The organism is Roseimicrobium sp. ORNL1, from assembly GCF_011044495.1.
Taxonomy (GTDB): Bacteria; Verrucomicrobiota; Verrucomicrobiia; order Verrucomicrobiales; family Verrucomicrobiaceae; genus Roseimicrobium.
This window is the reverse complement of record NZ_CP049143.1, coordinates 749,058-774,927: the sequence shown is the minus strand read 5'-3', so window position 1 is coordinate 774,927 and position 25,870 is coordinate 749,058. Positions and strand designations below refer to the sequence as shown.

Annotated in this window: 22 protein-coding genes; 11 read left to right on the top strand and 11 right to left on the bottom strand. The window is 60.8% G+C overall.

The features are described from left to right. Nucleotides 1-116 precede the first annotated feature (116 nt). Both G5S37_RS03135 and G5S37_RS03130 read left to right on the top strand, forming a co-directional pair. Nucleotides 117-1,337, top strand: a complete 1,221-nt coding sequence (locus G5S37_RS03135; RefSeq protein ID WP_165200751.1) for an FG-GAP and VCBS repeat-containing protein — start codon at nucleotides 117-119, stop codon at nucleotides 1,335-1,337. Nucleotides 1,338-1,429: 92 nt separating this feature from the next. Further along, nucleotides 1,430-2,905, top strand: a complete 1,476-nt coding sequence (locus tag G5S37_RS03130) for a hypothetical protein (RefSeq protein ID WP_165200749.1) — start codon at nucleotides 1,430-1,432, stop codon at nucleotides 2,903-2,905. 162 nt (nucleotides 2,906-3,067) lie between these two features. Here the strand turns inward: G5S37_RS03130 and proC are convergent, their stop codons facing one another. After that, complete coding sequence (proC, locus tag G5S37_RS03125) at nucleotides 3,068-3,880, bottom strand: pyrroline-5-carboxylate reductase (RefSeq protein ID WP_165200747.1); 813 nt, start codon at nucleotides 3,878-3,880, stop codon at nucleotides 3,068-3,070. A gap of 269 nt (nucleotides 3,881-4,149) precedes the next feature. On the opposite strand from proC, the gene G5S37_RS03120 reads away from it, so the two are divergent. Further along, nucleotides 4,150-5,601 (top strand): neutral/alkaline non-lysosomal ceramidase N-terminal domain-containing protein, encoded by a 1,452-nt coding sequence (locus G5S37_RS03120; protein WP_165200745.1) that lies wholly within the window; start codon nucleotides 4,150-4,152, stop codon nucleotides 5,599-5,601. Between the two features lie 230 nt (nucleotides 5,602-5,831). Here G5S37_RS03120 and G5S37_RS03115 read toward each other — a convergent pair whose 3' ends face one another. Continuing rightward, nucleotides 5,832-7,727, bottom strand: coding sequence for an SGNH/GDSL hydrolase family protein (locus G5S37_RS03115; protein WP_165200743.1), 1,896 nt, complete (start codon nucleotides 7,725-7,727; stop codon nucleotides 5,832-5,834). An 88-nt stretch (nucleotides 7,728-7,815) separates the two neighbouring features. On the opposite strand from G5S37_RS03115, the gene G5S37_RS03110 reads away from it, so the two are divergent. Both G5S37_RS03110 and G5S37_RS03105 read left to right on the top strand, forming a co-directional pair. Continuing rightward, complete coding sequence (locus tag G5S37_RS03110; RefSeq protein ID WP_206026289.1) at nucleotides 7,816-9,027, top strand: hypothetical protein; 1,212 nt, start codon at nucleotides 7,816-7,818, stop codon at nucleotides 9,025-9,027. Between the two features lie 29 nt (nucleotides 9,028-9,056). After that, complete coding sequence (locus G5S37_RS03105) at nucleotides 9,057-9,440, top strand: hypothetical protein (RefSeq protein ID WP_165200739.1); 384 nt, start codon at nucleotides 9,057-9,059, stop codon at nucleotides 9,438-9,440. Between the two features lie 56 nt (nucleotides 9,441-9,496). On the opposite strand, the gene G5S37_RS03100 is transcribed toward G5S37_RS03105, so the two are convergent. The 4 genes from G5S37_RS03100 to rpmB all read right to left on the bottom strand — a co-directional run bounded on the left by G5S37_RS03100 (nucleotide 9,497) and on the right by rpmB (nucleotide 13,335). Next, nucleotides 9,497-10,336 (bottom strand): ThuA domain-containing protein, encoded by an 840-nt coding sequence (locus G5S37_RS03100; RefSeq protein WP_240914788.1) that lies wholly within the window; start codon nucleotides 10,334-10,336, stop codon nucleotides 9,497-9,499. 123 nt (nucleotides 10,337-10,459) lie between these two features. Next, nucleotides 10,460-11,335, bottom strand: coding sequence for a ThuA domain-containing protein (locus G5S37_RS03095; protein WP_165200737.1), 876 nt, complete (start codon nucleotides 11,333-11,335; stop codon nucleotides 10,460-10,462). A gap of 81 nt (nucleotides 11,336-11,416) precedes the next feature. Beyond that, the gene (locus tag G5S37_RS03090; RefSeq protein ID WP_165200735.1) at nucleotides 11,417-12,874 is read right to left on the bottom strand and encodes a J domain-containing protein; all 1,458 of its coding nucleotides are present in this window, start codon (nucleotides 12,872-12,874) and stop codon (nucleotides 11,417-11,419) included. Nucleotides 12,875-13,068: 194 nt separating this feature from the next. Next, nucleotides 13,069-13,335, bottom strand: a complete 267-nt coding sequence (gene rpmB, locus G5S37_RS03085; protein WP_165200733.1) for a 50S ribosomal protein L28 — start codon at nucleotides 13,333-13,335, stop codon at nucleotides 13,069-13,071. Between the two features lie 101 nt (nucleotides 13,336-13,436). Here rpmB and G5S37_RS03080 point away from each other — a divergent pair, with 101 nt between their 5' ends. Together G5S37_RS03080 and G5S37_RS03075 are read left to right on the top strand one after the other, a co-directional pair. Then, nucleotides 13,437-14,468 carry a Gfo/Idh/MocA family oxidoreductase gene (locus G5S37_RS03080; RefSeq protein ID WP_165200731.1) on the top strand — a complete coding sequence of 344 codons (1,032 nt, stop codon included), beginning with the start codon at nucleotides 13,437-13,439 and terminating at the stop codon, nucleotides 14,466-14,468. A gap of 56 nt (nucleotides 14,469-14,524) precedes the next feature. Continuing rightward, nucleotides 14,525-14,902 (top strand): hypothetical protein, encoded by a 378-nt coding sequence (locus G5S37_RS03075; protein ID WP_165200729.1) that lies wholly within the window; start codon nucleotides 14,525-14,527, stop codon nucleotides 14,900-14,902. A gap of 92 nt (nucleotides 14,903-14,994) precedes the next feature. On the opposite strand, the gene G5S37_RS03070 is transcribed toward G5S37_RS03075, so the two are convergent. Both G5S37_RS03070 and G5S37_RS03065 read right to left on the bottom strand, forming a co-directional pair. After that, nucleotides 14,995-15,339, bottom strand: coding sequence for a hypothetical protein (locus tag G5S37_RS03070; protein ID WP_165200727.1), 345 nt, complete (start codon nucleotides 15,337-15,339; stop codon nucleotides 14,995-14,997). Nucleotides 15,340-15,355: 16 nt separating this feature from the next. Further along, complete coding sequence (locus G5S37_RS03065; protein WP_165200726.1) at nucleotides 15,356-16,507, bottom strand: tetratricopeptide repeat protein; 1,152 nt, start codon at nucleotides 16,505-16,507, stop codon at nucleotides 15,356-15,358. A gap of 128 nt (nucleotides 16,508-16,635) precedes the next feature. Here G5S37_RS03065 and G5S37_RS03060 point away from each other — a divergent pair, with 128 nt between their 5' ends. The 3 genes from G5S37_RS03060 (at nucleotide 16,636) to G5S37_RS03050 (ending at nucleotide 20,775) form a co-directional block, all read left to right on the top strand. After that, complete coding sequence (locus tag G5S37_RS03060) at nucleotides 16,636-17,553, top strand: alpha/beta hydrolase (protein WP_165200724.1); 918 nt, start codon at nucleotides 16,636-16,638, stop codon at nucleotides 17,551-17,553. 63 nt (nucleotides 17,554-17,616) lie between these two features. After that, nucleotides 17,617-18,780 carry an SGNH/GDSL hydrolase family protein gene (locus G5S37_RS03055; RefSeq protein ID WP_165200722.1) on the top strand — a complete coding sequence of 388 codons (1,164 nt, stop codon included), beginning with the start codon at nucleotides 17,617-17,619 and terminating at the stop codon, nucleotides 18,778-18,780. 474 nt (nucleotides 18,781-19,254) lie between these two features. Then, nucleotides 19,255-20,775, top strand: coding sequence for a glycine hydroxymethyltransferase (locus G5S37_RS03050; protein WP_165200720.1), 1,521 nt, complete (start codon nucleotides 19,255-19,257; stop codon nucleotides 20,773-20,775). A gap of 244 nt (nucleotides 20,776-21,019) precedes the next feature. Here G5S37_RS03050 and bioB read toward each other — a convergent pair whose 3' ends face one another. Further along, a complete protein-coding gene (gene bioB / locus G5S37_RS03045) occupies nucleotides 21,020-22,096 on the bottom strand; it encodes a biotin synthase BioB (RefSeq protein WP_165200718.1) in 1,077 nt (358 codons plus the stop codon). Between the two features lie 292 nt (nucleotides 22,097-22,388). On the opposite strand from bioB, the gene G5S37_RS03040 reads away from it, so the two are divergent. Continuing rightward, nucleotides 22,389-23,126: a 4'-phosphopantetheinyl transferase superfamily protein gene (locus G5S37_RS03040; RefSeq protein ID WP_165200716.1), complete on the top strand. Its 738-nt coding sequence runs from the start codon at nucleotides 22,389-22,391 to the stop codon at nucleotides 23,124-23,126. Nucleotides 23,127-23,180: 54 nt separating this feature from the next. On the opposite strand, the gene G5S37_RS03035 is transcribed toward G5S37_RS03040, so the two are convergent. Then, nucleotides 23,181-24,890 carry a glycoside hydrolase family 75 protein gene (locus G5S37_RS03035; protein WP_165200714.1) on the bottom strand — a complete coding sequence of 570 codons (1,710 nt, stop codon included), beginning with the start codon at nucleotides 24,888-24,890 and terminating at the stop codon, nucleotides 23,181-23,183. Nucleotides 24,891-24,915: 25 nt separating this feature from the next. After that, nucleotides 24,916-25,845 carry an SDR family NAD(P)-dependent oxidoreductase gene (locus G5S37_RS03030; protein WP_165200712.1) on the bottom strand — a complete coding sequence of 310 codons (930 nt, stop codon included), beginning with the start codon at nucleotides 25,843-25,845 and terminating at the stop codon, nucleotides 24,916-24,918. Between the last annotated feature and the right edge of the window lie 25 nt (nucleotides 25,846-25,870).

Here is a 25,870-nt window from a genome sequence, read left to right as displayed (position 1 = left end):
GCTGGGAGCGTGCATGTTGCGGGTGTCGGAGGCTTTTTCGTCGCGGATTTTTTTCGTTTCCGCCCAAAGAAAGGCGTTCCCGCTCCCGTGACGTTTTGTTACAAGAATCATTCCCCATGCACCGCTCGTCCTTTCTCTGCCTGCTCCTGCCGCTGACTCTGTGCTTCGAAGCCTGTGTCGCCGAGGAGGTGAAGCCCAGCCCCCGATCCCCTGCCTTCACCGCGCAGGATGTGGATACCCAGATCGAGATCGGTTACGGCCTGGCCATCGCGGATGTGCAGGGGGACGGCAAGCTGGACATCCTGCTCGCGGACAAGACGCAAATCGTCTGGTACGAGAACCCGACGTGGAAGAAACACATCATCGCGGAGAACCTCACGCCGAAGGACAACGTCTGTATCGCAGCGCGTGACATCAACGGCGACGGCAAGTGCGAAATCGCCGTGGGCGCGGAGTGGAATCCTGGCGACACGGTGAACAGCGGCGCGGTCTTCTACCTCATCCCGCCTGCGGACCGCACGCAAAAGTGGGAGCCGGTGAAGCTGCATCACGAGCCCACGGTGCACCGCATGAAGTGGGTGAAGCGCGAACCAAACAAGTATGACCTCGTCGTGGTACCCCTGCATGGCCGCGGCAACAAGAACGGCGAAGGCGAGGGCGTGAAAGTGCTGGCCTACCAAATGCCGGAGAACCCGAAGGACGAGTGGAAGACGGAAGTCATCAGCGACGACATGCACGCCACCCATAACTTCGATGTGATCCGCCGCCTCGATGACCGGAAGAAGGAAGCCCTGGTCATCGGGGGACGCGAGGGTCTGACCACCGCGCTTTGGGAGAAGGGCAAAGTCGCCTCCGTGCACAGCCTGGAACACCTCACGTACAAGGAACCGTTGCCCGGCTTCGGCGAAGTGCGTCTTGGCAGGCTGGATCCGAAGACTATCTTCGTTGCCGGCATCGAGCCTATGCATGGCACCCACCTCACGACCTATCCTATCGACCTCACCAAGCCGAATAATCCCAATCCCGAGCGCAACGTGATCACGGATGACCTGCAGGACGGTCACGCTCTCGCATGCGGTGACTTGCTCAATCTCGGACGCGACCAAATCGTCGTGGGCTGGCGCGCCAATGCCAACAAGCTCGCTAAGGTGGGCATTCGTCTCTACATGCCCGATGACGCCACCGGCAAGAAGTGGACCCCTTATGTGGTGGATGACAACACCATGGCCTGTGAAGACCTCGTGCTCGCGGATCTGAATGGCGACAAGAAGCTGGACATCATCGCCGCTGGCCGTCGCACGAAGAATGTGAAGATCTACTGGAACGACTCGAAATAGTGCGCAGCACGAAGTTCGAGTTCGCGTCAGGCTACTGCTGATTGTCGAACGGCGGAAAGCAGCCGCAGGTTGTTTGCGTAGTGGTTCAAGCCATGACACGCACGCTCACCTCGCTTCTTGCTATTCCCGCCGTTGCTTTGAGCCTCGCGATGGTTTCGCCGGCACCTGCCGCCGATCCCATCGCCCTTGGTTCACGGCTCGAATTGTTCGTGGACAATTACCTTATCGAGAAGCTGGATCGCTGTGAGTTGAAGCTCCATGAGCCCGTGCTGGCCGGGACCGCGCTGACGCTGAACGCGCCCTGGGAGGGCTCCTTCTGCGGGTACTTCACGGCGCTCAAGGATGGCGGCACGTATCGCCTGTACTACCGCGCTCGACCTGACCTTGGCGCGGATGGCACCAAGGGCGAAGTCACCTGCATGGCCGAGAGCAAGGATGGCATCACCTGGACGAAGCCTAACCTCGGTCTCCATGAATCCGGCGGCAGCAAGGACAACAACATCATCCTCGATGAGTCGCCCTTCACCCACAACTTTGCGCCCTTCCTCGATACCAATCCGGCCTGCGCTCCTGATCAAAAGTACAAGGCCGTAGCCGGCACCGCAAAGTCGGGACTCGTGGCATGGGTATCACCCGATGGCATCCACTGGAAGAAACTGCGTGATGAGGCGGTGTTCCGCAAAGGCGCCTTCGACTCGCAGAATGTCGCCTTCTGGTCGGAGGCGGAACAGTGCTACCTGCTCTACTTCCGCGTCTTCACCGGCGGTACGGTGGATGAAAAGGTGTGGCAGCCGAAGGGCTTCCGTACTGTGGCGCGCACCACATCCAAGGATTTCATCAACTGGACCGAGCCGGAGCGCATGAGTTTTGGTGATACACCCGCGGAGCATCTCTACACGAACAACACGCATGCCTACTTCCGCGCGCCGCATCTCTACATCAGCACGCCCATGCGCTTCATGCCCAGCCGCAAGGTGCTCACGGATGAACAGGCCGCTGCGCTTGGCGTGAAGAAGGGATACTCAGGCGGCTGCGCGGAGGCTGTCTTCATCTCCTCACGTGGCGGGAACAACTACGACCGCACCTTCATGGAAGCGTGGATTCGCCCCGGCACTGACTTGGGCAATTGGGCTTCGCGTGCCGGACTTACTGCCTGCGGCGTGGTACCCACCGGTCCTGCCGAGATGAGCCTCTACAAGCAGGCCCACTATGCACAACCCAGCACCCACCTGCTGCGCTACACCCTGCGCACGGATGGCTTCGCGAGTGTGAACGCCCCCTATCGCGGCGGTGAGTTCACCACCAAATCTATTACCTTCACCGGCAGCAAGCTCACCATGAACTTCGCAACCGGCGCCACTGGCGGCGTGCAGGTGGAGATTCAAGATGCGCAAGGCAAGCCAATGCCTGGCTATGCGCTGGAAGACGCGGTGGAACAGATCGGTGATGAGATCGAGCGCACCGTGTCCTGGAAGAGTGGCAACGACATCAGCAAGCTCGTCGGCCAGCCGGTGAAGCTGCGCTTCGTGATGAAGGATGCGGACGTGTTTGCGATTCAGGCGAAGTGACAACGTAGTCCGCAACATCGTGGCCGACTTTCTCCGAAAGTCGAAGCGGGTGAAAACACTCTCATAGGGTACTGTCGGCGCGCAGCGACTTTCGGAGAAAGTCGGCTACGATCAGCTGCTACACCACGCGGCAATCCACTACTTCAGCCCCAAATTGGAATCCTACCCCGCCAACTCCTTGCTCCGCTCCGTCGCCTTCCGCACGGCTTGAATCAGCGCATTCCGCAATCCATTCGCCTCAAGCTGCTCAAGGCCCGCGATGGTAGTACCACCCGGACTGGTGACTTCATCCCGCAGCACACCGGGATGCTTGCCCGTCTCCAGCACCATCTGTGCAGCACCAGCCACAGTTTGTGCGGCAAGTTGGAGAGCGGTGGCACGGGGCAGGCCCATCAGCACGCCGCCGTCTGCCAAGGCTTCAATGACGGTATACACATACGCGGGACCGCTGCCGCTCAAGCCGGTCACGGCATCCAGCAGCTTCTCCGGCACTTCCTGGGCGACACCCACGGCACCAAGCACCTTGGCGGCGAGTGCGGCATCTTCCTCCGTGGCATGCTGGCCACGGGCAAACGCAGCGGCTCCGGAAAGCACCAGCGCGGGTGTATTCGGCATAGAGCGAATCACACGAGCCTGACCACCGAGCCAGGACTCAAGCTGCTTCAGCGTGATGCCGGCGGCGATGGAAAGGAAGAGGCACTTCTCCAGCTTGAGCTTGGTATCTTTTACCAGGCCTTGAAGCAGCGCCGGCATGTCCTGTGGTTTCACGGCAAGCACGATGACCTGGGAGGCAGCCACGAGTTCGCTGGGGTCTTTGGCTGCCTTCGCTGTGGGAGCTTCGAATTGCAGGGCTTTCACAGCAGCGGGTACCTTGTCATACAGGGAGATGTCTTTCGCTTTCACGAGCGAGGCCTTCAGCGCGCCCTTGAGAAGCGCACCGCCCATCTTACCGCAACCAATCAGTCCGAGTTTCATGCGAGGGCGAGCATAGCCGGGCAGGGCGATGCCGCAAAGGGGGATGTTTCCCAAAGTAGCGAAGCCCCAAAGTAGCTTCGACTCCAGTCGAATCAGGAAGGGGTGGCGAACGCTGGAGACGTTTCCACTTCGGATGAAGCCGAAACTACTTTGGGGCAGCCCATCGATCCGCGATCCACACGTGGAAAAGCATTCACACAGTCATCTAACCGAAGATTTCTCCATCGATCACCGTTTCTGAGACTCACGCGTTTCTCATCTTCCTCCTCATGAAACTTCGCTTTTCCCTCCTCTCGAAGTGCACCGCGTTTACCCTCGCCACCACCTCCCTGCTCCATGCAGCAGCACCGCTGAAAGCGGCGGAGGCCACCGGACTGCAAGCCGGTGCAGCCGCGGTGGACATCACGCCGGACCAATGGCCGCTTTCGTTACGAGGTTCCTTCTCGCCGCGCTCCTCGGCGGGAGTGAATGACCCTCTTCACGCGCGCGCCGTCGCATTGAAGAACGGTGAGGGCAAGGTGGTCATCGTGATTGTGGACAACCTCGGCATCGGTCGTGAGACACTCGATGAGGTGAAGAAACGCGCCGCAGAGGCCACGGGATGGAAGCCGGAAGAAATGCTCATTGCGGCCACGCACACGCATACCGCGCCTTCCATTTCCAGCACCAGCGCCATTGGCGCGCAGGCGGCATATCGTGACAAGTCTCAAGGCGGCATTGTGAAAGCCATTGTCGATGCGGTGGCAAAGCTCCAGCCCGCGACGATTGCCTTCGGCTCGGACAATGTACCAGATGAAGTGAAGAATCGCCGCCATTTCCTGAAGGAAGGCACCATGCCGGTGAATCCTTTTGGCGAGTATGACAAGGTGAAGACGAACGCGGGCCGCGCTGACATCTTGAAACCCGCCGGTCCCACGGACCCGGAAGTGGCGGTGCTGGATGTGCGCACGCGCAAGAGACGCCCGCTGGCATTCCTCGCCAACTACTCACTGCACTACGTGGGCGGCATGAAGGAAGGCACGGTCTCCGCCGACTACTTTGGTGAGTATGCCCGCATCATGCCCTCCCGTGTGGGGAGCAAGCCCGAGGAGGAATTCGTCGCCATGATGTCCAACGGTACCAGTGGCGACATCAATAACATCGACTTCGACCAGACACGTCCACCGCGTGAACCCTTTGAGCAGATCCGCCTTGTGGCCGCCAAGTGCGCCGATGCCTCATGGCGCGCGACGAAGAGCGCCGAGCGCCAGGAGAATCCGCGCATCGCCATCGTACAGCGTGAAGTGATCCTGCAACGCCGCAAGCCCACACCGGAGATGCTGGAGCGAGCAAAGAAAATCGTCGCCATGACCAAGGAGGAGAAAGCGAAGCTTGAAGGTCGCACAGAGAACTACGCCTACCGCACCCTGAGTGCCGCCGAAGCCCCGGAGACCATGCCGGTGCTGCTTCAGGCCCTGTGCATCGGCGACCAGTCCATCGTGACGATGCCATTCGAGGTGTTTGTGGAGATTGGGCTGGAGATCAAAAAGAAGAGCCCCTTCCCCCGCACCTTCATGATTGAGCTGGCGAATGGTGCTGGCGGTTATCTGCCGACACCAGCGCAGCATGAACTCGGAGGTTATGAAACTTGGCTGGGCACGAACAATGTGCAGAAGGATGCCTCGGAGATCATGACGAAGCATCTGATGGAGATGCTGGCGGAGTTGAAGGCGGGGAAGTGAGACGAGGAACAACGAACGTCTCGTGACTTGGCCAAAACTACAGTCCCAAAATCGTCTCATGCAGGCACCACCTTGCGCGTAGCGCAAGGTGGTGCCCTCAAGTGTCTCGACATGATTCTCTGGGTTAATCTTGTCCCGAGACGGCTCTGAAAAAAAACACAGGGCGCAATGCCCTTCAGCGCTGCGCCCTTTGTGAATGATCAATGATACACCCTAATAGGTGAGGCCCCTCACGGCTTCAAAAACTCCCGCATCAACCTCCCCAGGATCTGCATGCCACGCTGATTTGCGTGAATGGGATCTCTCTTGAACGAATCCTGCGCATAGCCGCTGTTCTTCATGTAGTCATACCACGGTGCGGTCATATCGAAGAAGCCGCACTTCTCCTGCACGGCGAGTTCCTGAAGGTCGGCGCGGTAGGAGTATTTACTCTTGTCCGGTTGGGGCGTGAAGTTCTTCACGTAGTCGGACTGCGGACCGCCGAAGGTCGGCGTGAGCAGGAGGACTTCCACATTGGGGAACTTTGCACGTGTCTGCTGGATGACGGAGCGGATGGCCTCGATGTCACCACGCTGGCTGATACCGCCAATCACGAGGAGGTCGGGCGAATGACGCAGCACGTACTGCTCAAGCGGTTCCGCATCCTTGTAATACCAGCAGCCCGTGGAACCGCGCACGCTCATGACCTTCTTCACGGCGCACTTCGGATAGTCACGGCCCACCAGCAATTCGAAGTTTGAGGTGCTGGTATCGCCGATGATGCTATCACCGAGCATCACCATGGTAAGCGCAGGACCGTTCTCCAGCTTGGCCTTGGTCTTCTCCAGATTCTTCCAGCGGGTCTCGGGTGCCTTCCATGTCACAGGCTTCATGCCAGCGTAGATGGAATCAATGCGCGCCAGCGGGTCCATGCTGGCCATGGGGTCCTTCACCTCGCCATCCACGAGGAACCAGCCGAGGCGTGTGAAGCGCCCCTTGCTGTCCTTCGGCGGCTCAGCGGCGATACGGAGCTTCAGCTCGTGTTCCACCTTCGGGTCGAGATCGCGGGCAATGACCGTGGAGGCGGCGCGGGCAAATTTGAGGCAGTACTTGTCGAAGTTCTCCTTCAGCGTCCACTCGCTACCGTCGAGGGTGTATTCCAGGTTGCCCGTGTCGGGACCAATGATGTCGTAGATGCCGATTTGCGAACCTTTGAACTTCAGCGTGATGGTGGCGCCGGCCTTGTCGCTCACCGCCACGTGAGGAAGGTTGCCCACGGTGCTGAGCTGCCAGCCGAGCCAACCGTCATCCATCTGCGCCCAATCGTAGGGTACGAGGCGCGCATTCTCCATGGCCTTCGGAGACAGGGGCGCAGGCACCGAAGCTTTCACCTCTTCCTTGGCTACTGGCGCGCTCTTCACCGCCGCGAAGAAGGGCTTCAACGCTTCGAGGTACAAGGCATAGCCGGCATCCGTGGGGTGCACGTTGTCCTTCGCGAATTCCTCCATGGTCATCTTCCCGCCGAGGATTTGCTCCGCGGCATGCTTCGCCATCACCACGCTGGGGATACCGTAGTGCTCTGCCACCTTCTCATGATACTGCATGGTGGGCGGCAGCTTACCCGCCTTGAAGCTCTCCAGATGGTCCTTCACCATCGTGTACACAAAGAGGATGTCCGGCTTCGATGGGGTCTTCGTGCGGAGCTGGCGCACGATGCCCTCCATGCTGGCGATGGCTTGCTCCTCCGGCACGCCGCCATCATTCACCGCGAACTCCACGATCACGAGGTCCGGGCGCTGGTAGCCCACGTCATTCCAGCAACGGAACGCGCCGAGCCACGAACCCGTGCCACCAATCGCCGCATTGTAAGGCTGGAAGGGCACGCCGGGATTTTCCTTCTTCAGCCATTCGGTGAGGAGTTCGCGATAGCAAAACTGCGGCTTGCTGGCGCCCGCACCTGCCGTGATGGACCCACCAAAGTAACTGATGCGCACCGGCTCCGGCCCCTTCTCCACCACCTTCCTCCAGAAGTTCGGCAATCCCCCACGCATGGTGTAGGGGGCGATTTCGGCAGCAGGGGAAGAAGCCAGCCCCGAGACAGCGAGGGCAACCCCAAGAAGGATGGTTTTGAGACAGCGATTCAGCATGGGCAAAGCCATACGAAGTTTCTGCCGCAGCTCAATCGCCTTCCGAAAGATTGACGATGCTACCTGATCTCGGGCACACTTCCGGGAAATGGCCGGACGATCGTTTCTTCCTTGGACGGGGTTGGCATTGGCACTCCAGATGGCGCTGGGATTCGCGCATGCCCAGGCTCTCGCCGGCGGAGCTGTCGAGGCCACCCTCGATGTCGCGGAGACTTTTCGCGATGGTGTAAGCCTTGTGTGGAGTCCGAATGGTCAGGCAGCGTGGGATACGCTGAAGGCTTATCACAAGGTGGACAAGATTGTGATGCGACCGCGCTCGGTGACCGCAGAAGCCCTCGATGCCTTCCAGTTGGACAAGGGCAAGGTGCTTCCACCCGATACCCTCATCTTCGCCGAGGATGATTCCCCGGAATTTCGCGAGCGCATCCGCACCGCCCTTCGCAAGCAGGTGGGCGAGCGTGCTGCGCAGCTGATCGAGCCCTACCAGCCATTGCGAGTGCGACAGGCCAACCCTCCTATCGTCGAGATCAAGAAGGCGCTCATTGTCACCTCCATCGCAGCTCGCCCGAGATTTCCCAACCACTTCGTGCCGGATGCTTCCCCCAAGGTATTCCGGGACAGGAAAGGCGGCAGCTATCTCGCCCTCGGGTTCGGTGCGCAGGGGAAACTAGCCGCCTCCCAGGGTGACAACGTGCGTGTGCTGACCGACGATCTGAAGGGCCAGCATGCCCTGCGCTTCACCTTCTACACGGGGGATGCCAATGACCGCCAGTGCCTGGTGCTTTCTACTCCCGGCATCCACCAGAATCTGGACAGTGCCTTGAAGGAAGTTCGCGAGCTACTCGCCAAAGAGCGTGTCCCCACGAGGGCGGTGGAGAAGGATGGCAGGAGGTGGCGCTACGAGGATATATTCTCTACGGATGACGTGTTGTGGCTTCCATACTTCCAGACCACGACGCTCTGCGAGTATCCAGATCTCTCTCGCAAAAAGTACCTGGAGTCCCCAGACGGACTAATGTGGTGGGAACTGGGCGCGGTACAGCAGTTGCTTAGCATGAAGCTGAACCATGAAGGCGCCCTGGTGGAGTCCACCTTCAAGGTGCCAGCCACCTTCCTTAGCGCCTCGAGCGCTGCCGACGGCAGTGCTGGTGCCTCCGTTCCCGTGGAGCAATTGCCGCCCTATCCCAAACGCTTCGTGTTTGACCGCCCCTTCATCGCCAGCTTCTGGCGTGAAGGCGCCGAGTGGCCTTACCTCGCGTGCTGGATCGACGGGCCGGAAATGCTGACAGTGAAAAAATAAAACTCCAGCGTGCGCGTCATGCTCCAGTCATGACTCAGCCTTCTCAGATCACCGTCCCCTTGCTCGCATGGCTGCGCACTTTTCTGGTGCTCGGTGTGCTTCTCACAGCGGCAATCTCCCATGCCAAAAGGCTGGCGCCCACCCCGGTCCCGCCCGTCACCATCGGCGGCGTCAAATATTCAGCTCCCTCGGACAAGATGGGATACGTGGTGGCCACAAACACCAATAACGGCAAGGAGCTCTGGCGTGTGCGCATTTACTCGGTGCAGATCAATCCTATCTTGGAAGAGGACGTGCAGCATGTCTTCATCACTTCGCTGGTGGTCAGTGGAGGAACACTCCTGATTGAGAATGAGCGTGGCGACAAGTATACGCTCGATGTGAGCACACGAAAGGTCACCGAACGAAAATAGGCGCTGAAACCAGCGCCTATTTGTCATCATCGAATGTAACGAACTACCCGCAGAGATTACTTCTGCGTCGGCCCGTATCCCGGCACCGGCTTGCCGCTGTCATCGAGCTTGTCGCAGGCCCAGAGGAGGCCGCGGGCGACGAGGTCGAGGTACTCGGGGGATTCCATGGTGGAGTTGTTGTGCCCCAGCGTGGTGCCGAAGACCTTGCCCTTGCCGTAGGTGTTCACCCAGATCACGTGGTGTTCCTTCTTGGTGTCTTCGCCGTAGGCCTTGGCGAGCGGGACGAAGCCGGGATAGAGCTCTTCGTTCTTGTAGAGCTCATCTGCCTTGTCGAGCCACTCCGTGGGGAAGCCCTTCATCACGGGATGTTCAGGGGCGGTGTTCTTCACGAGCAGGTCACGATTTTTCTCGTGGCTCATGCTCTTCTGGCCAATCACCTTGCGCCACTCGTCGGTCTTCGCAGCACGATAGCTGTGCGCGGAGCAGTGCAGCACCACGGCAGGCACGCCGTCCTTGTGTGGCTTGGCGATGCGCTCCACGAAGGCCACATCTTCAATCGCGCCGAAGCACTCGTTGTGCAGCACGAGGTCATAACCCTTCGCCCAGTCTTCCTTTTCGTAGATGCTGATGCGGTGGTTCTTGTCCTTCTTTCCTTCGGGCCCTTCTTCATGCACGATGGTGAACTCGACATTCGCACGGGCACTGAGACCTTCCGCGAGGATGCGCTTCTGGTTCTCGTAATCGTGGCAACAGCCGCCGCAGACCATCAAGACCTTGAGCGGCTTTGCTTTGGCAGCTTCGGCTGCGGCTGCCGGCTTGGCTTCGCCGGCAGCGACGAGCAGTGCGGTGGTGACCATCGCCGCGAAGGCGGGGAAGAGGAGGATGAAACGTTTCATGAAGAAGTGAACTTGGTCTTGGGAAAGGCTTGTATAGAAATGGGGCACCGAAGGTGCTTATCACCCGGCAGCCGGCCAGAGGCCAGCGCTCCCAGGGCTGCAGGGTGTTTATTCCACGTATGATTACTTGCTCTTCGGCCCGTACCCGGGAGCGGGCTTGCCGTCATCGCCCAGCTTGCCGGCCGCCCAGAGCACGCCACGGGTGACGAGGTCAAGGTAGCGGGCATCTCCCACGGTGTCGTTGTTGTGGCCAATCGTGGTGCTGAAGATACGGGTCTTCTTGGGGCCGTAGTTGTTGGTCCAGATGATGACGGACTGCTCTTCCTTGGTGGTGCCGTCCTTGTTCTTCACGAGTTGCTTGCCAGTCGCCAGTGAGTGGTGGCCAGGGAAGTTCTTCGGATCCTGCACATTGTTATAGAGCTCTTCCTTGATGGTGGTCCAGTTCTCAAAGCCCTTCGTGATGGGATGCTCCTTGTCCGTGTAGCTGATGTCGATGGGCTCCTGCGGGCCGTGGCGGTTGGACTGGAGGCCGAGCATGTCAAACCAGATGGCCTGCTCCGAGCCGGGAGCGATGGGTTCGCCGACCTTGAAGCCCTTGCGGTAGGAGTGCATGGCGCAGTGCAGGTTCACCGCGGGCACGCCGTCCTTGTGCGCGTTGACGATGTTGTTCACGTACGGCTGGTCCATCACGTCCGCGGAGCACTCATCGTGAATCACCACGTCGTAGCCCTTGGCCCAGTCAGCGTTGTTGTAAATGGGGAAGGCCGCAGTGGTCTTCTTGTCATCCGTGTGGGCGAATTCCACCTCGATGTTCGCACGGCTGCCCAATCCTTCTGCGAGGATGAGGCGCTGCTTGGCATAGTCATGGCAGCAGCCACCGGTGACCAGGAGCACGCGCAGGGGCTTGGGGGCTTCGGCAGGAGCGGCGGCAGATTTGAGCAGCATACCCCCGCCGAGGGCGAGGGAGACAAGGGCGATGGCAAAGAGGCGTGGCTTCATGGAAGAATCAATGGAGCAGAGACAAACGCGAGCAGCCAGCGCCATGTTGCGCCTCGCTTTGCTTTGCAGGAGCCTACCTACCTACCGCGTTGGGAAAAGCGGTGAGGGCTGCGGTGCCGGTGGCATTTGCAGCACACTGTCCTGCATCACCCCTTTCTCCAGCAAATCCCGGACCTCCTGCTTCTTCTGAGTCTCGCTACTCGGCGGCGGCAGCAGAGGATCCACCATAGGAGTGGTTGGCAAAAGGGGGGGCATCCCGCCAAGCGGCATGCGAGTCCCCTCGCCACCTGAGGGAGACGACGATGTCGTCGTCAGCGGCTGGCGATGGGTCCAGTCCGTGGCGTTGCTCCCCACTATATGCACCCGCTCCGGCCGGCGGGATGTATCCGGGCTAGAGTATGAAGACGACGGCCTGTCGGTCGCCATGAAGCGAAGCATGTTGATGAAAAACAGCACGCCCATCGCAAGCGCCCAGCCGGGAACTTTCTTGGGTCCGGTCTGTCGGTGCACCTGCTGCACTTGATTGTTCAGCCGGTGCTCGACCAGTGCCCAGTTCGCCGGCGGCATGAGCTGCCTCACCACGCCCCAGCCTTCCCACACATAGCGGTTGCGCTCGATGACGTCGTTCAGGGCCTTGCGCGCCTCCGGGCTGTTCCAGTCAAACTTTTCCCCAGCCTGACGCACCCGCCTGAACCAGAAAGGCTTCATGGACGGGGACACTTCCGCGAAGATTTTTCCCAGAGCCGCCTCCTGCTCGAGCTGCGCCATGAGGTGATTGCGCGCATCCACCGGCAGGTGGGGGTAGGCGGCATTCGCGAGGGTGCTCGCCATTTCCGGCTGCTCCAGCCCGGTCAGCACACCCACGCGCGCCAGCAAAAAGGCACCGTCCGGCGTGGCCAGGGTACGTGCATGGTCCATCAGCGCCCGGCTGAACTGCACCAGACGTCCCCGATCATCCCTCTCCTGCCAGGCGGAGATCACCAGATGTGAAATGTTGGTCTGCCCCAGCTCCGCCAAGCGGATGAGGAAACTGTTCGTCACTGCCGAGGCCAGGTCATTGATGCGTCCGTTAAAGGCCCGCTCCAGCGCGGTGGTGCGGGATGCGCCGGAGACACTGCCGGCCTCACAACGCTCCTGGAAGGTCTTCAGCGCCGCCTCCAGCTGTTCCACATTGCCCGTCTGAGCGGCGTGCTCGACTTCGGCCAGCGCCTCCTTTGCATCCGCAGGCAGCGGAAAATCTTCGAACACCACTGGCAGATCCAGGCGGTTCCCCTGATTTCCATCTTTCCCCTCGGTCCCGGCAGCGGCGTTTGGGTCGGTCGTTCCCGCGTCTGCGTAGGAAACTTCAGGCAGATTGTAATTGGTGGCCCGATTCCGCAGCCAGTCGAGCGCCGCCTCATACGCCCCACGCACCCGGCGGAAGCCCTCGGGGTCGCTGTCCGGACGATGCTGCTTCAGCAGGCGCGCATAGGCTGCCTTCACGTCCTTCTCCGTAGCGGTGTGCCGATCGAGAATCAGGATCTGCCAGGGGTCGTTCATGGCTTTGGAGGGAGAGGGACGGAAAAGAACCACAGCGAAACGGAATTGCGCGAAAAATCCAAGGCGAAATCGCAGGCAACTGATGGAGAAACACGCAGGCACCCTTTCGCTGTCAGGGCTCGCGCTCAAACAAAAAAGCTGCACCCGATTCAGGTGCAGCCTTTTAGAAAGAAAGGAAGAAGTCGAACGACCGACTAGGAAAGAATGCCTGCCTTCTTCAGCACCTGATAGGCGCCGTTCTTGTTCATGGTCTTCAGAGCGCGGGCCGTGAGGCGGACGGTCACCCACTTGCCGATTTCCGGAACCCAGATGCGCTTGTCACGCAGGTTCGGGTAGATCTTGCGCTTCACACGCTTCGTGATGTGCTTACCGATACCGCCTTCTTTCTTGGCCTTACCGCTACGGTGGATCTTATGCCCCGTGGTGACGGTGGCTCCGGTGATTTGGCAGGATTTCGGCATGGCTTACTGAGGGTTGGAAATTCGTGGGGCCGAGAGGGTAGCCAGCAAGGCCTCTGAGTCAAATCTTTTGAAAACTTTCCCCCGCTCGCCAGACTGGCCTCATGAGCAAGCCCGTGCGTATCGGCATTATTGGAGCAGGTGGCATCGTGAAATCCCGCCATCTTCCCGCCCTCCTGGCCATGCCGGAGGAGGTGGAAATCGTGGCCGTGTGCAACTCCTCCTTGGAAAGCAGCCGCCGCTTCTGCGCGGAGCATGTCCCTCAGGCTGAGCCCATGGAGAAATGGTGGGAGCTGGCCAGCCGGGATGACATCAACGTCGTCTGGGTCGGTGCCACGCCCTACATGCACAGCGACTGCAGCGTGTACGCCCTGAAGGCGGGGAAACATGTCTTCTGCCAGGCGCGCATGGCCCGGAGCCTGGCGGAGGCCCAGCTCATGTGGGAGGCGAGCATCAGCAATTCCGAGCTCGTCGCCGCTCTCTGCCCGCCTCCGCAGGGCATGCGGGGCGACCGGACCGTGCGCCGACTGCTGGCGGAGGGGGCGATTGGCCGGGTGCACCAGATGCGGCTGAACAGCCTGAACGGCAACTGGCTGGACCCCGCCGCTCCCGCCCACTGGCGCCAGCGGGTGGAAATCAGCGGCCTGCAGGTGCTCACCTTCGGCATCTATGTGGAGGTCATCCAGCGCTGGCTGGGAGACATCGTCTCCGTGCAGGCCGATGGCGCGGTCATCACCCCCGTGCGCGACGGCTACACCGTGGATGTGCCCGATTTTCTCAACGTGCTCTGCACCTTCCGCGACGGCGCACGCGGCAACCTGTGCTTCAGCGGTGTGGCCTCCCATCCCCCGCAGGACTCCATCGAGATCTACGGCCACGAAGGCACACTCACCTACAACTTCATCACGGATGAAATCCACTTGGGCAAACGCGGCAGCAGCGAGATGCAGTCGGTACCCATTCCCGGCGACGAAGTGAAGGAGTGGACCGTCGAGAGCGACTTTGTGCATGCCGTCATGAACCCCAAAGCGCCGCGTCCCAAGCCCGATTTCCTGGAAGGCATGAAGTACATGCGCGTGGTGCAAGCCGCCGCAGAGGCGCTGGAGAGCGGGGAGTTGGTGAGGGTGGCGGCGTGATTCTGCGCGGTTATCCCCGCTTGCAACATCTCAGTTTCCCATTCGTTGCCTCCTCCGTGAGTGCACCCACCATCAGCAGTCTTGTGGGTTCATGGCTCTTCGTCCGGGCCAGCGTCGCTCGCTCCTCGGACACCATGATCTATCACTTCGATTCCCAAGGCGGAAACTACTGGGAACTGGATTGGCCTGATAGCGCCCGCGACCTGACCTTCATCCGCTATTCCTTCGCTGGCACGGCACTCACGCTTCATTACAAGTCCGGTTCCACCCGCAACTTCCCGCTCTTGCAGGAATGCGACGGCACTGTCCGCATCACCAGTTACGAAAACAAACTGTGGTGGATGCGACGCCTCAGGCACCCCTTGCCCTACTCCATCGCTTTCATCGGCGACGATGGCTTGTTGAAGCGTTCCCTGACGGCGGGTTTCGAATAACGCAACCCGGCCAGCCTGCCGTCAAGTGCAGCGATGCGTGTCACATCATGCAAGTCACCGGCATGTCGCCTCCGCACGGCTTGATTATCCAGTCACTCTTCCAGCCGCTTCACGGTCAATTCGGCCCTTCCTCCACAGTCCGTGCATTTGATGGCCCTGCTGGTTTTGATGCGCCGTTTGCATTTGGGACATCGAATCCCACGGAGCCCCAGAAGCACATCGATGGTTTCAATCGCCAGGTTGATCCCAAGATACGAGAACAGCAGAGCGACAAGCCAGTTCACTCCAGCCAGCCACCAGAGCAGAGTAGCGACCAGGCTCGCCACGATCAGGATCGCCGCCTTCCACAGCAACGACACGGTCGCTCCAAAAGCCAGGACCATGAGGAAGTCGCGAATGGTGGTCTTTTGTTTCATGGAAACCAAGGCCAGCACCACACGACTCTGACAGATCTCACACTCCCTCCGACGCCGCCTTCTTCGCTGCTTCCAGCATCTTGCGGGCTTCCACCGTCTGCGGGTGATCGTGGCCCAGATTTTTCTCCATGATGCTCAAGGCATTTTCAAGGAGATCACCGGCTTTCCCAGGCTGTTTCAGGGTCATGTAGCAGTTGGCCAGGTTGTGCAGGCTCAGCGCGACATCCAGCGAGTCTGGAGCGGAGTGAAGCCTCGCGAGGCGCAGCGCCTCCAGGCCATGCCGCTCTGCCTCCTTGTCATTTTTCTTGAGCGCCTCCGCCTGGCTGAGATTGACCTGGATATTCGTCAATTCCCTCGCATCAGCCCCCAGCTTCTTCACGTAGATCTGCTCCGCGGCCTGGAGTGAGTTGATGGCTTCGTTGAGCTGACCGTCCACATGCAGGGCGATGGCGCCATGGTTCGAAAACGCCAGGCCAATCAGCTCGTTATAGGGTTCCAGATTCTTGTTGGCAATGTCCACCACCTGCTGCGCCACGGGAAGACCCAGTGCGTACTGGCGATGGTGATGATAGAGCGTGACCAGGGTGGACAGCATGCGCACCTGGGCCTCCGGCCGGTCCGCCTGACTGCTCATGATACGCTCGCGGGCACGCGCCAGCCCCTTCTCCGCATCCTGCACGCGGTCCAGCAGGAGCAGCGTGTCTGCCAGCAGCGCATCAAGCGTGAGCAGTTGAGTGACCTCGCGACCGCCCTTTTCTCCATCGCTGATGGCGGTGGCAAATACGGTGGCGGCTTCCGGATAGCGCGCAGCCCCTTGAAGGGACCTGCCCAGTTTCTCACCGGCCGCATAGGCGAGGTGTCCTTCCTCGCCATCCCACCGCTTGTTCTGCTCGGCATCGAACCGCGCGCGCTGCCACACGTAGTCGAGCTGGCCGATGGCATCCGTCCACCGTCCCGCAGCACGATAGGCCTCGCCGAGCTCAAGCCGGGCCGTAATGACCTCCACGTGATCCTCCTTGAATACCTTGAGGGTGGAGTTCAGCGCCTTCTCGTAGTTATCGATGGCGGTGGCTGAGTCGCCAGCCTTGGCCGCTTCGAGAGCCTTTTCGCGAAACGATTGGGCGGCGAGTTCGCCCCTCACACTCAGGAGCAGCGCGATGAGCAGCGTACAGAAAACAGAAAGGCGCATGGGAAAGGAGAATCGAACGGATGCCGCCGGTTCCACCGGGTGGCAAGGCAAAGTTGGACGGCGGGATGCGCGTCTGCGTTGAAACATGGTGCCCCGGTGGCGTGTTCTTGTGACTTCCTCACGCATTCATGAAAACCAACCTCGCCCTCCTCCTCTGCCTCGGTCTCGGTTTCTGCTGCTGCATTGCCCCCGGCCTGGGTGCCGCCACGGCGCCTGAGCCGGCACAAACCCTTCCCGTGTGGCCGGATGGCGCACAGGGGCCGGTGAATGACAAGGCCCCAGAGCGCGTGCTTCCCGATGTGCCGAACTCGAAGAAGGTCGTGCGATTGGAGGGCGTGACTGAACCCACGCTCCAAGTCTACCCCGCGCCGAAGGACAAGGCCAACGGCACCGCCGTGATCATCTGCCCCGGCGGTGGCTTCAGCAAGCTGGCTCTGGATCTGGAAGGCGGCGAGGTCGCGGCCAATCTCAATGAAAACGGCGTCACCGCCTTCGTGCTGAAGTACCGCACCTCCCCCGGCGGCTCGAAGGATCCGCAACTCGGTCCCGTGATGGATGCCCAACGCTCGGTGGCGCTGGTGCGCAAGCGCGCAGCGGAATTTGGCGTAGACCCGGCTCGCATCGGCCTGCTGGGTATCAGCGCCGGCGGGCAGGTGGCGGTGATTGCCACCAGCAATCACGCGAGTCCCACCTATAAGACCACAGAGAACATCGACGCCGCCTCCTGCCGTCCGGATTTCCTGGCACTCGTGTATCCCTGGAAACTTCAGGACGCTGCGGACGCGTCAAAGCTGCGTGCGGACATCAAGGTCGACAAGACCATGCCTCCTGTCTTCATTGCTCATGCGGCGGATGACAAGGGCGCCAAGATTGAGGGCAGCCTGTTCCTCTTCCTCCAGCTTCAAGCTGCGGGAGTGCCCACGGAGGCCCATCTCTATGCCAAGGGTGGCCACGGATTCGGCCTGCGTCCCGCGGATGTCCCCTGCCCCACCGACTGGCCGCAGCGCCTCGCCGCGTGGATGAAGGTCATGCAGCTGGTGAAGTAGCGGCCACACGCACCGGTCAAATTCGAGTTCAGTTTTATATGTCATCTTCCATCACACCCCATCATGCATCGACTGCTCCTCTCCCTCACGTTCATCTTCGCATTTGCGATCGCGACACCCGTCACGGTCACGGCCCAGACGGCGCCGAAGCCGTTCGCAGATGGCGACACGGTCTGTTTCCTCGGGGACAGCATCACGCATGGCGGCAGCTGGCACCGCTACATCGAACTCTTCTATGTGAGCCGCGAGCCGGAGAAGAAGGTCAACATCATCAACTGCGGCATCGGCGGCGACCGCGCGGACGGCGCACTGAAGCGCCTCGACTGGGACGTGCTCGTACATCAGCCCACCGTGATTGTGATCATGCTGGGCATGAATGACATCGGTCACGGGAACTACGACAGCTCAAATCCCACGCCGGAGATGCTCGCAGGACGCGAAAAATCCATCACCGACTACCGCAAGAACATGACCGCGCTGGTGGAAGCCATCCAGAAGCGCAGTAAGGCCGCCATCATCCTCGTGAAACCGTCGCCTTATGACGAAACGGCGGAAATCAACGGCAAGCCGGCCCGCAAGGGAGCCAACGGCGCCCTGGCCAAGTGCTCAGAGATCTGTGGTGAACTCGCTCAGAAATACAACACCGCCGTGGTCGACTTCCACGGCCCGATGACCAAGCTCATGACCGAAGGACAAAAGCTGGATCCCGGGTTCGCCCTCGTCGGTCGCGACCGCGTGCATCCCGGCCTTCCCGGACATCTGGTCATGGCCAGCCTCTTCCTGCGCGCACAGGGCTTCACCTTGAATGAGAGCGGCAAGCTGCCCATCGCCACCGGCGTGAATGACCCCGTGCTGGCGAAGATCGTGCCCAACGCTGAACTGATGGGCAGCACCACTCCTGCGGTCGGAACCGATGCCAGCACCAAGAAAGCCGCAGAAATAGCCATGCTCAGCACCGAGCGCTTTACCCTGGGCATGCCCCTGCGCACCATCGCCCGGATGGAAGTCTCCATGCGCGGCGCCAATATCGATCCCAAAGATGACGCGGCGGTGAAAGCATGGATCGAGGAGCGGAACAAGAAGATGACGCCCGACACCCCGGCGGGCAAAACCTGGGAACAGCAGGCCACACCCTATCTCAAGGCACGCGCGGAGCTGACCGCGACCCTCAAAAAGCGCCAGGAGCTCCTGGAAAAGATGCGCCAGCTCGCGGCGGCACGGTCCTAGGGCGGTTTCATTTATACTGTAGCCTTCCGAAGCATTGTCGCGGAGCGACATCCGTTTCGTAGCCCGGCCTTTCAAGGCCGGGTAGGCTGTGGTGGCATTTGCGTCGCAGAGCGACGCCCGAAACGGTGAACCCTGGGTGAGGTCGCGGATTCGGGTGTCGCTCTGCGACACGGGGACGAACGACCATCGACCCGGCCTTGAAAGGCCGGGCTACGAAACGGTCGTCGCTCCGCGACTGAAACATCCATGCCATCCTGAATCGGCATCATGGGCTGTGCTCTCAGTGGCATCTCGTCAGTACCTGAGAGTGGCTAGGCCACTACTTAAAATGTCCTGACCTCGCCGGCCAAAGCAACATTGGGGCACTTGGGCCGGGATGCATTAATTCTGCGAATGCAGATCCCCAAGAAGATGAATTCGCAGAAAGTGCGTTCCGTGCCACCGTGCGGCATCTCACCCTTTCCCTTTTGACCCATGTCCGCAACTTCCTCCCCACTTCTCGCCTACCTGAAGGAAACGCCCGCTGAGCGTCTCGACAATGCCACGGTCGCGTACCTGGCGAACCTGACGGAGACCGCGCGCGTCGCCCCGGGCATTGCCCGTTCCGTTGTGAAGGAGCTCGCGGACCAGCGCAGTCACCTGAAGCTCATCGCCAGCGAGAACTACTGCTCGCTCGCCACGCAGCTCACCATGGGGAACCTGCTCACGGACAAGTACGCCGAAGGCTTCCCCTTCTCCCGATTCTACGCCGGCTGCGACAACGTGGACGACATCGAGGCCGCTGCCTGCGAGCAGGCCAGGAAACTCTTCGGCGTGGAGCACGCCTATGTGCAGCCTCACAGCGGCGCGGACGCGAACATGGTCGCCTACTGGGCCATCCTCAGCGCCCGTGTGCTGACCCCTGCCCTGGCGGAACTGGGCGAGACCAATCCGGCCAAGCTCTCCGTGGAAGACTGGAACAAGGTCCGCGGCATCTGCGGCAACCAGCGCCTGCTGGGCCTGGATTACTACTCCGGCGGTCACCTCACCCACGGGTATCGCCACAATCTCTCTGCCCAGATGTTCGAGGCGCACTCGTACACGGTGAGCAAGGAAACCGGCCTGCTGGACTACGATGTCATTGAGAAGCAGGCCACCGAGCTGAAGCCGCTCATCTTGCTGGCCGGCTACAGTGCCTACCCGCGCAAGATCGACTTCCGCCGCATGCGCGAAATCGCCGACAAGGTGGGCGCCGTGCTCATGGTGGACATGGCCCACTTCGCCGGTCTCGTAGCCGGTGGCGTGTTCGAGGGAGACTACAATCCCGCCGCCTTTGCCCACGTGCTGACCACCACCACGCACAAGACGCTGCGCGGACCTCGCGGCGGCGCTGTATTCTGCACCAAGGAATTTGCCGAGTTCGTCGACAAGGGCTGCCCCATGGTCCTCGGCGGTCCGCTGCCGCACGTGATGGCCGCCAAGGCCGTGGCCTTCACCGAGGCCAACGAACCCGCATTCAAAGACTACGCCGCAAAGATCCTCGAAAACTCCCGCGCACTGGCTGAGGCCTGCGTCGCCGAGGGCATGACCATTCCGACGGGCGGCACGGACAACCACCTGCTGCTCATCGACGTCCGCTCCTTCGGCCTCACGGGGCGTCAGGCAGAAACGGCCGTGCGCCGCTGCGGCATCACGCTGAATCGCAATTCCCTGCCCTTCGACCCGAACGGCCCCTGGTACACCAGCGGTCTGCGCGTGGGCACTCCTGCCACCACCACCCTCGGCATGGGACCGGAGGAGATGAAGGAAATCGCCGCCGTGCTGAAGCTCATCCTCTCCAACACCAAGCCGGAGACGGTGCAGTCAGGAGAACAGGTCGGCACGCCCAGCAAGGCCAAGTTCACCATCGAGCCCGCCGCCGAGAAGGAAGCCCTCGACCGCGTGCACAAGCTGCTGGCCAAGTATCCGGTGTATCCCACGCTGGATCTTGGGGTGCTGCAGAAGCATTTCGCATGAGCTGAGCGCGGAAGGAGGTTAGGCCTCCGGCCTGACGTTCATTCCCTGTCACGTACAACTCCTCCCAGACATAGGGAGGAGGAAGAACTCGGATGCTTTCCAACAAGCGTCCGTTTGCTGAGGGCAAGTGTCAAAATACGAGCGCGGTACCTTGGCGCATCGTGATGGCGAAATGAAGCGTCTGGGATTGGTCAGGCCAGAGGCCTAACCACCACTGTCAGGCGGGACGCCTAACCTCCTTAAGTTACGGGCAGCAGCCCGAAGACTCACACGCAGGTACGCCTTCATGTGCATGCTCGTGATCATGGCCATAATGCTCATGATCTTCAGCACAGCACGGTGACAGCGGCCTATCCAAGTTCACCTCGGGAGCAGTCATCGCCGGATTCGGAGTCTGTGGGGTGAGGCCGAGTTCGGCGAGGAGCTTCATGTCCTCATTCGCACGCGGGTTCACGGTGGTGAGCAGCTTATCTCCGTAGAAAATCGAGTTGGCGCCGGCGAAGTAGCACAGCGCCTGGGCTTCCTTGCTCAGGGAATAGCGACCGGCGCTGAGACGCACCTTGGACTTCGGAATCGCGATGCGGGTGATGGCAATCATGCGCACGAGGGAGAAGACATCCACCGGCTCGTTGTTCTCCATCGGCGTGCCTTTGATGGGCATCAGCGAATTGATCGGCACGCTCTCAGGCTGCGGGTTGAACTCGCTCAGGGTCTCGAGCATCTTCAGGCGATCCTCGATGGTCTCACCGAGACCGAGGATGCCGCCGGAGCACACGCTCATGCCCGCGTCTTGCGCGTTGCGAATGGTGCGGAGGCGATCGTCAAACGTGTGAGTGGTGACGATGTTTTTGTAGTGCTCGCGAGAGGTGTCGATGTTGTGATTGTACGCGGTAACACCGGCTTCCTTCAGCGCCACGGCTTCTTCATTGCCGAGTTCGCCGAGGGTCACACAGACTTCCATGCCGAGCGTGCTGACATCACGGACGATATCCAGCACCTGGTCAAACTTCTGGGTGCCCATGCGCACGCCCTTCCAAGCAGCACCCATGCAAAAACGGGTGGAACCATTCGCCCGGGCAGCGCGGGCACGCTCCATGACTTGCTCTTTCTGCATTAACGTCTCACGCTGAAGGCCGGTGGAGTAGCGGGCGCTCTGGGCGCAGTAGCCGCAGTCTTCGCTGCAACCGCCGGTCTTGATGGAAAGCAGGGTGCAAAGCTGCACTTCACGCTCGGGCCAATGCTCCTCATGCACGGTGCGGGCCTGCTTCAGCAGGTCAAAGAACGGCAGGTGATAAAGGCGGTGCAGCTCAGAGTAGTTCATGGAGAGGAGGTCGTGCCCGAAGGCGGTGCCATGATGGCATGATTTGTCACGAATGCCAGCAGTCAAAACGGTCCGGTATTACGGCAAGCCTCACTTTTTTCTAAAAACTTCTTCACAGTTTTGCGACTCATGTGGTTGAAATTTTTCAAATTTCTTAGAACACGGTCCAAATTCCGTTGTCTAAGCGATTCTCTGCCAATTGGCGTAGGAGGGTCTGGCTGCCGCAACTTGGTGCTCGCGGTCTGCTTTCTCCGCCGGTTTGCTAACCTCCAACACAAGGCAAAGCTCGCGCATGATCTCTTCATCGCCCCGCCGTATGACCCCGGAGGCCAGGTTCAGCCTCATGCTGGCCCACTTCGCGTTCACCACGCCTCCCCAGCCCCGTCCGCACTCCGTGCTGTGCCGCATCCTCGATGGACGGGAACTCGATGAAGTGTGCCCCCTGGACCTTGCGCTGCTGACCCCGGAGGAGCGCGCGCACTACTTCGCGACCTACCGCTCCGGGAGCGCCCTGGCCCTGGCAGTGCGCAGCCGGGCGGAACTGCGCTGGATGCTCTCCCGCGAAATCGGGCTGCCGCCGAACAAGGTGCCGATTGCCCCAGACCGCCACGGGAAGCCACGCTGCACCTACCCCACGGCTGAGGATCTGGACTTCAGCGTTTCCCGCGCGGGCGACTGCGCCATCATCGCCCTCGGAGAGGCCGCCGGCGTGGGCGTGGATGTGGAGGAAATCATCGACGAAGAACCCTCTGATGAGAATCTGGACATCGTCTTCAACGAAGCCGAGTTCCGTGCCTGGGCCTGCCTTCCCGCCCTCCAGCGACGCAAGGCCTTCACCCAAGCCTGGACCATCAAGGAAGCCGCGCTGAAAGCCAACGGCATGGGTCTCGACGGAGATACCCACGAAATCACCGTCCGCTTCGACGACAATGGCAACGCCGTCCCCATCCTGCCCTCGTCCCGCTGGATTTTTGAGCGTTTGGAGTTCTGCCCGTCCTACGCCGCCAGCTTCATGGCGGTGACGGTGTAGTTGAAGCAGTGCTCATCGTAGAAGGCTTCTGGAGAAGCCTTCTACATTGCCGGTTCACGGCGTCTTCGTGGCGGGAATCACGGAGGGAGTGGCGGGCAAGGCAGGTGAGCCGGGTGGCGTGGGAATCGGAGGCGTCGGCATCGGGCTTTGTGGAACTGTACCAGTCGGCGGAGTGGTAGCTGGCGCAGAGCCGGTGACCACTGGAGCAGGCTGTGGAGTCCCCGGAGCAGGCGTCATCTCGCCAAGCTTCGGCTCAGTGCCGGTAGCCAGCGTGGGAGTGGTTGTTGTTGCCGGTGGAGTAGGAGCGGGAGGCGGCGGCGGGAAAGGCTCCCACTTGTGCAGCGCAAAGCCCTCGCCGAGGCCGCCGCAATCGCGCAGGTAGGCACTCACCTTTTCATGCCACTTGTTCACGTCCGGTGGACCGAACGGTTTGTCCGCCGTGCCGGGGAAGATGAGGTAGGTCACCTTCAGGTCGCTCTCGGGGCGAATGTAGGGCGTGGCCTTGTCATTGATGGTCTTCGCCATAAGCAGCGAAGCCTCGCCCATCTTCATGGTCGGGCCATAGTCGCCACAGATGGCGGGGTAGATTTTGCCGCCATGCAGCACCGCCGCATAGTCGCCAATCGACGGCGCGTGGGGATGCGTCTTCGGGTAATCTTTGAAGATCAGCGAAATCACGATGAAGGGGTCCTTCTCCGCGATGAGGCTGCTGCGGGACTTAAGCGCGCGGACGGTGGACTCGATCTGCTGGAGTTCGCCCTTCAGCTCCGCATTTCGCGCGGCGGACAAGCCCTTGGCGCCATACTCTTTCTTCACGGACTCCTGTCGTGCCTGCCAGCGAGCCAGCAGCGGATTCGGCGTCTGGGATTTCTTCGCCCACTCGTAGCTGGTGAAGGGCTGGTAGTAGTCGCTCTTGTAAATGCTCTCGCTCATCTCCGGCATGCGGTCGCCATCCGAGCCATCGGCCACCACGTCCATTTCACTCTGGATGAGAAGCACGCGGCGCTTCGACTCGGGATGGGTGAGTTCCAGGATGGTCTCGCAGTCGAAGAAATTGTGCCGGTCGAGAATCTTGTTCAGCCGGGTGAGGTTCTGCTGCACGAGCGAGGTCTTGCGCTCATAGAGCTTGTGGTAGAAGCCGGAGACCTTCGCATCCTTCAGCATAGGCTCGAGACCGGGCAACACCTTCGGAAGCTGGTCATTGATGCGTGAAAGTTCCGCGAGGGTGGTATTCGGCTTCGGCACGCGCACCTTGAGCTGGAACTCCACGGTGAAGGCATCCTTGTCCAGGCGCTCGACGCTGGCGAAGTTGCCCTCCTGCGCGTCCAGCTTCGTCTGGATGGTGAGGCCGTTGTAGAGCGTAGCTACGTCCACTTCCTTGCGTGGGATGAACTTGGAAGGCAGCGGCGGCGGCGGTGCGGGGACCTCGACAATCTTTTCCTTCTCGACAATCTTGTCCTTCACCACGGTCTTCTCTTCGATGACCTTCTTTTCCTGGAAGATGACCTTGCTCTCCTTTGCCTTGTCCACAATACGCTCCAGCCCGCGCTTCACCCGCCCCGCATAAGGCGTGAAGGGGAGGATGAGCGCCAGCAGGATGATGCCCAGCACCATGACGCGGATGAGACCGCCGAAGAAACCGATGCGCGGTTTATGATTCGCCCAGCGCTCGGGCAGCTCAGAGTCATCCTCGGGTGGTGGCACCTGCGCGCCACGCAACGGCTTGGGAGATGGAGTTTGATCAGAGGGGGGGACGTCTGACATAAAGCGAGAAAGCAAAAACGGGGGTTCAGCTCTTGGACATCGCGCGACGGTACCGCGCTGTCAGAATGCCGCGCATCATCCAGCGGGGCATCTTCTCAAATAGAAACGCGGCCAGGGCCACACGCTTCCCTGGAAACATTCGCCGGTGACCGGCCTCCAGGCTGTGCAGGGCCGAGGAAACCACGCGCTGCGGTGGCACGGTCAGCAGGTCCTGCCCGCTGCGGTCGATGTCCTTGTCCGCCTCGCGCCGGGCGTTTTTGCCGAAGTTCGTGGGCGTGGGTCCTGGGCATACGGCCAGCAGGCGGATGTGCCGCGACTCGAGCTCGATCGCGAGCCCCTCGGTGAGGCTCGACACATACGACTTCGTGGCGGCGTACACGGCGAGATCCGGCACCGGCGTGGTACTGGCCAACGAGCTGATATTGATGACGGCCGAGGGACGGTCCTCTGTGGCCTGCGTGCGGGCCACGAACTCATGCGTGAGCATCGTGAGGGCTGTGATGTTCAGATCAATCTGCGAGTGGATGCGCGCCTCGGGTGCCGCCATGAACTCGCCGTAGTCGCCGAGACCGGCATTGTTGATCAGAAGGTTCGGCGGTGTGGGGAGCGTGCTCACCTTTTCCCACAACGCGGCTCTTCCAGCGTCCGTGGAAAGGTCACAGGCGACAACATGCACCTGCAGCTGGCCATTGCCGAGTTCCGCCTTCAACTTCTCCAATGCATCGCCGCTGCGTGCTGCCAGGACCAGGGTGGAGGCGGTGAGTCGAAGCTGCCGCGCAAACTCCGCGCCCAAACCCGAGGATGCCCCGGTGATGATGGCGCTGCAGCCGGGCAGGGTGAAGGGTCGTGTGCGACCTGTCTTTCCTGAGCGGGCATCTCCGGTAGGCACCACCCCACTCGCCCCTGCGGATGCGGAGACATTCCCGGAAAACTTTGAGTCGGATGGATGGGCCATAGGTGGAGCAAAGGACAGCAGACAA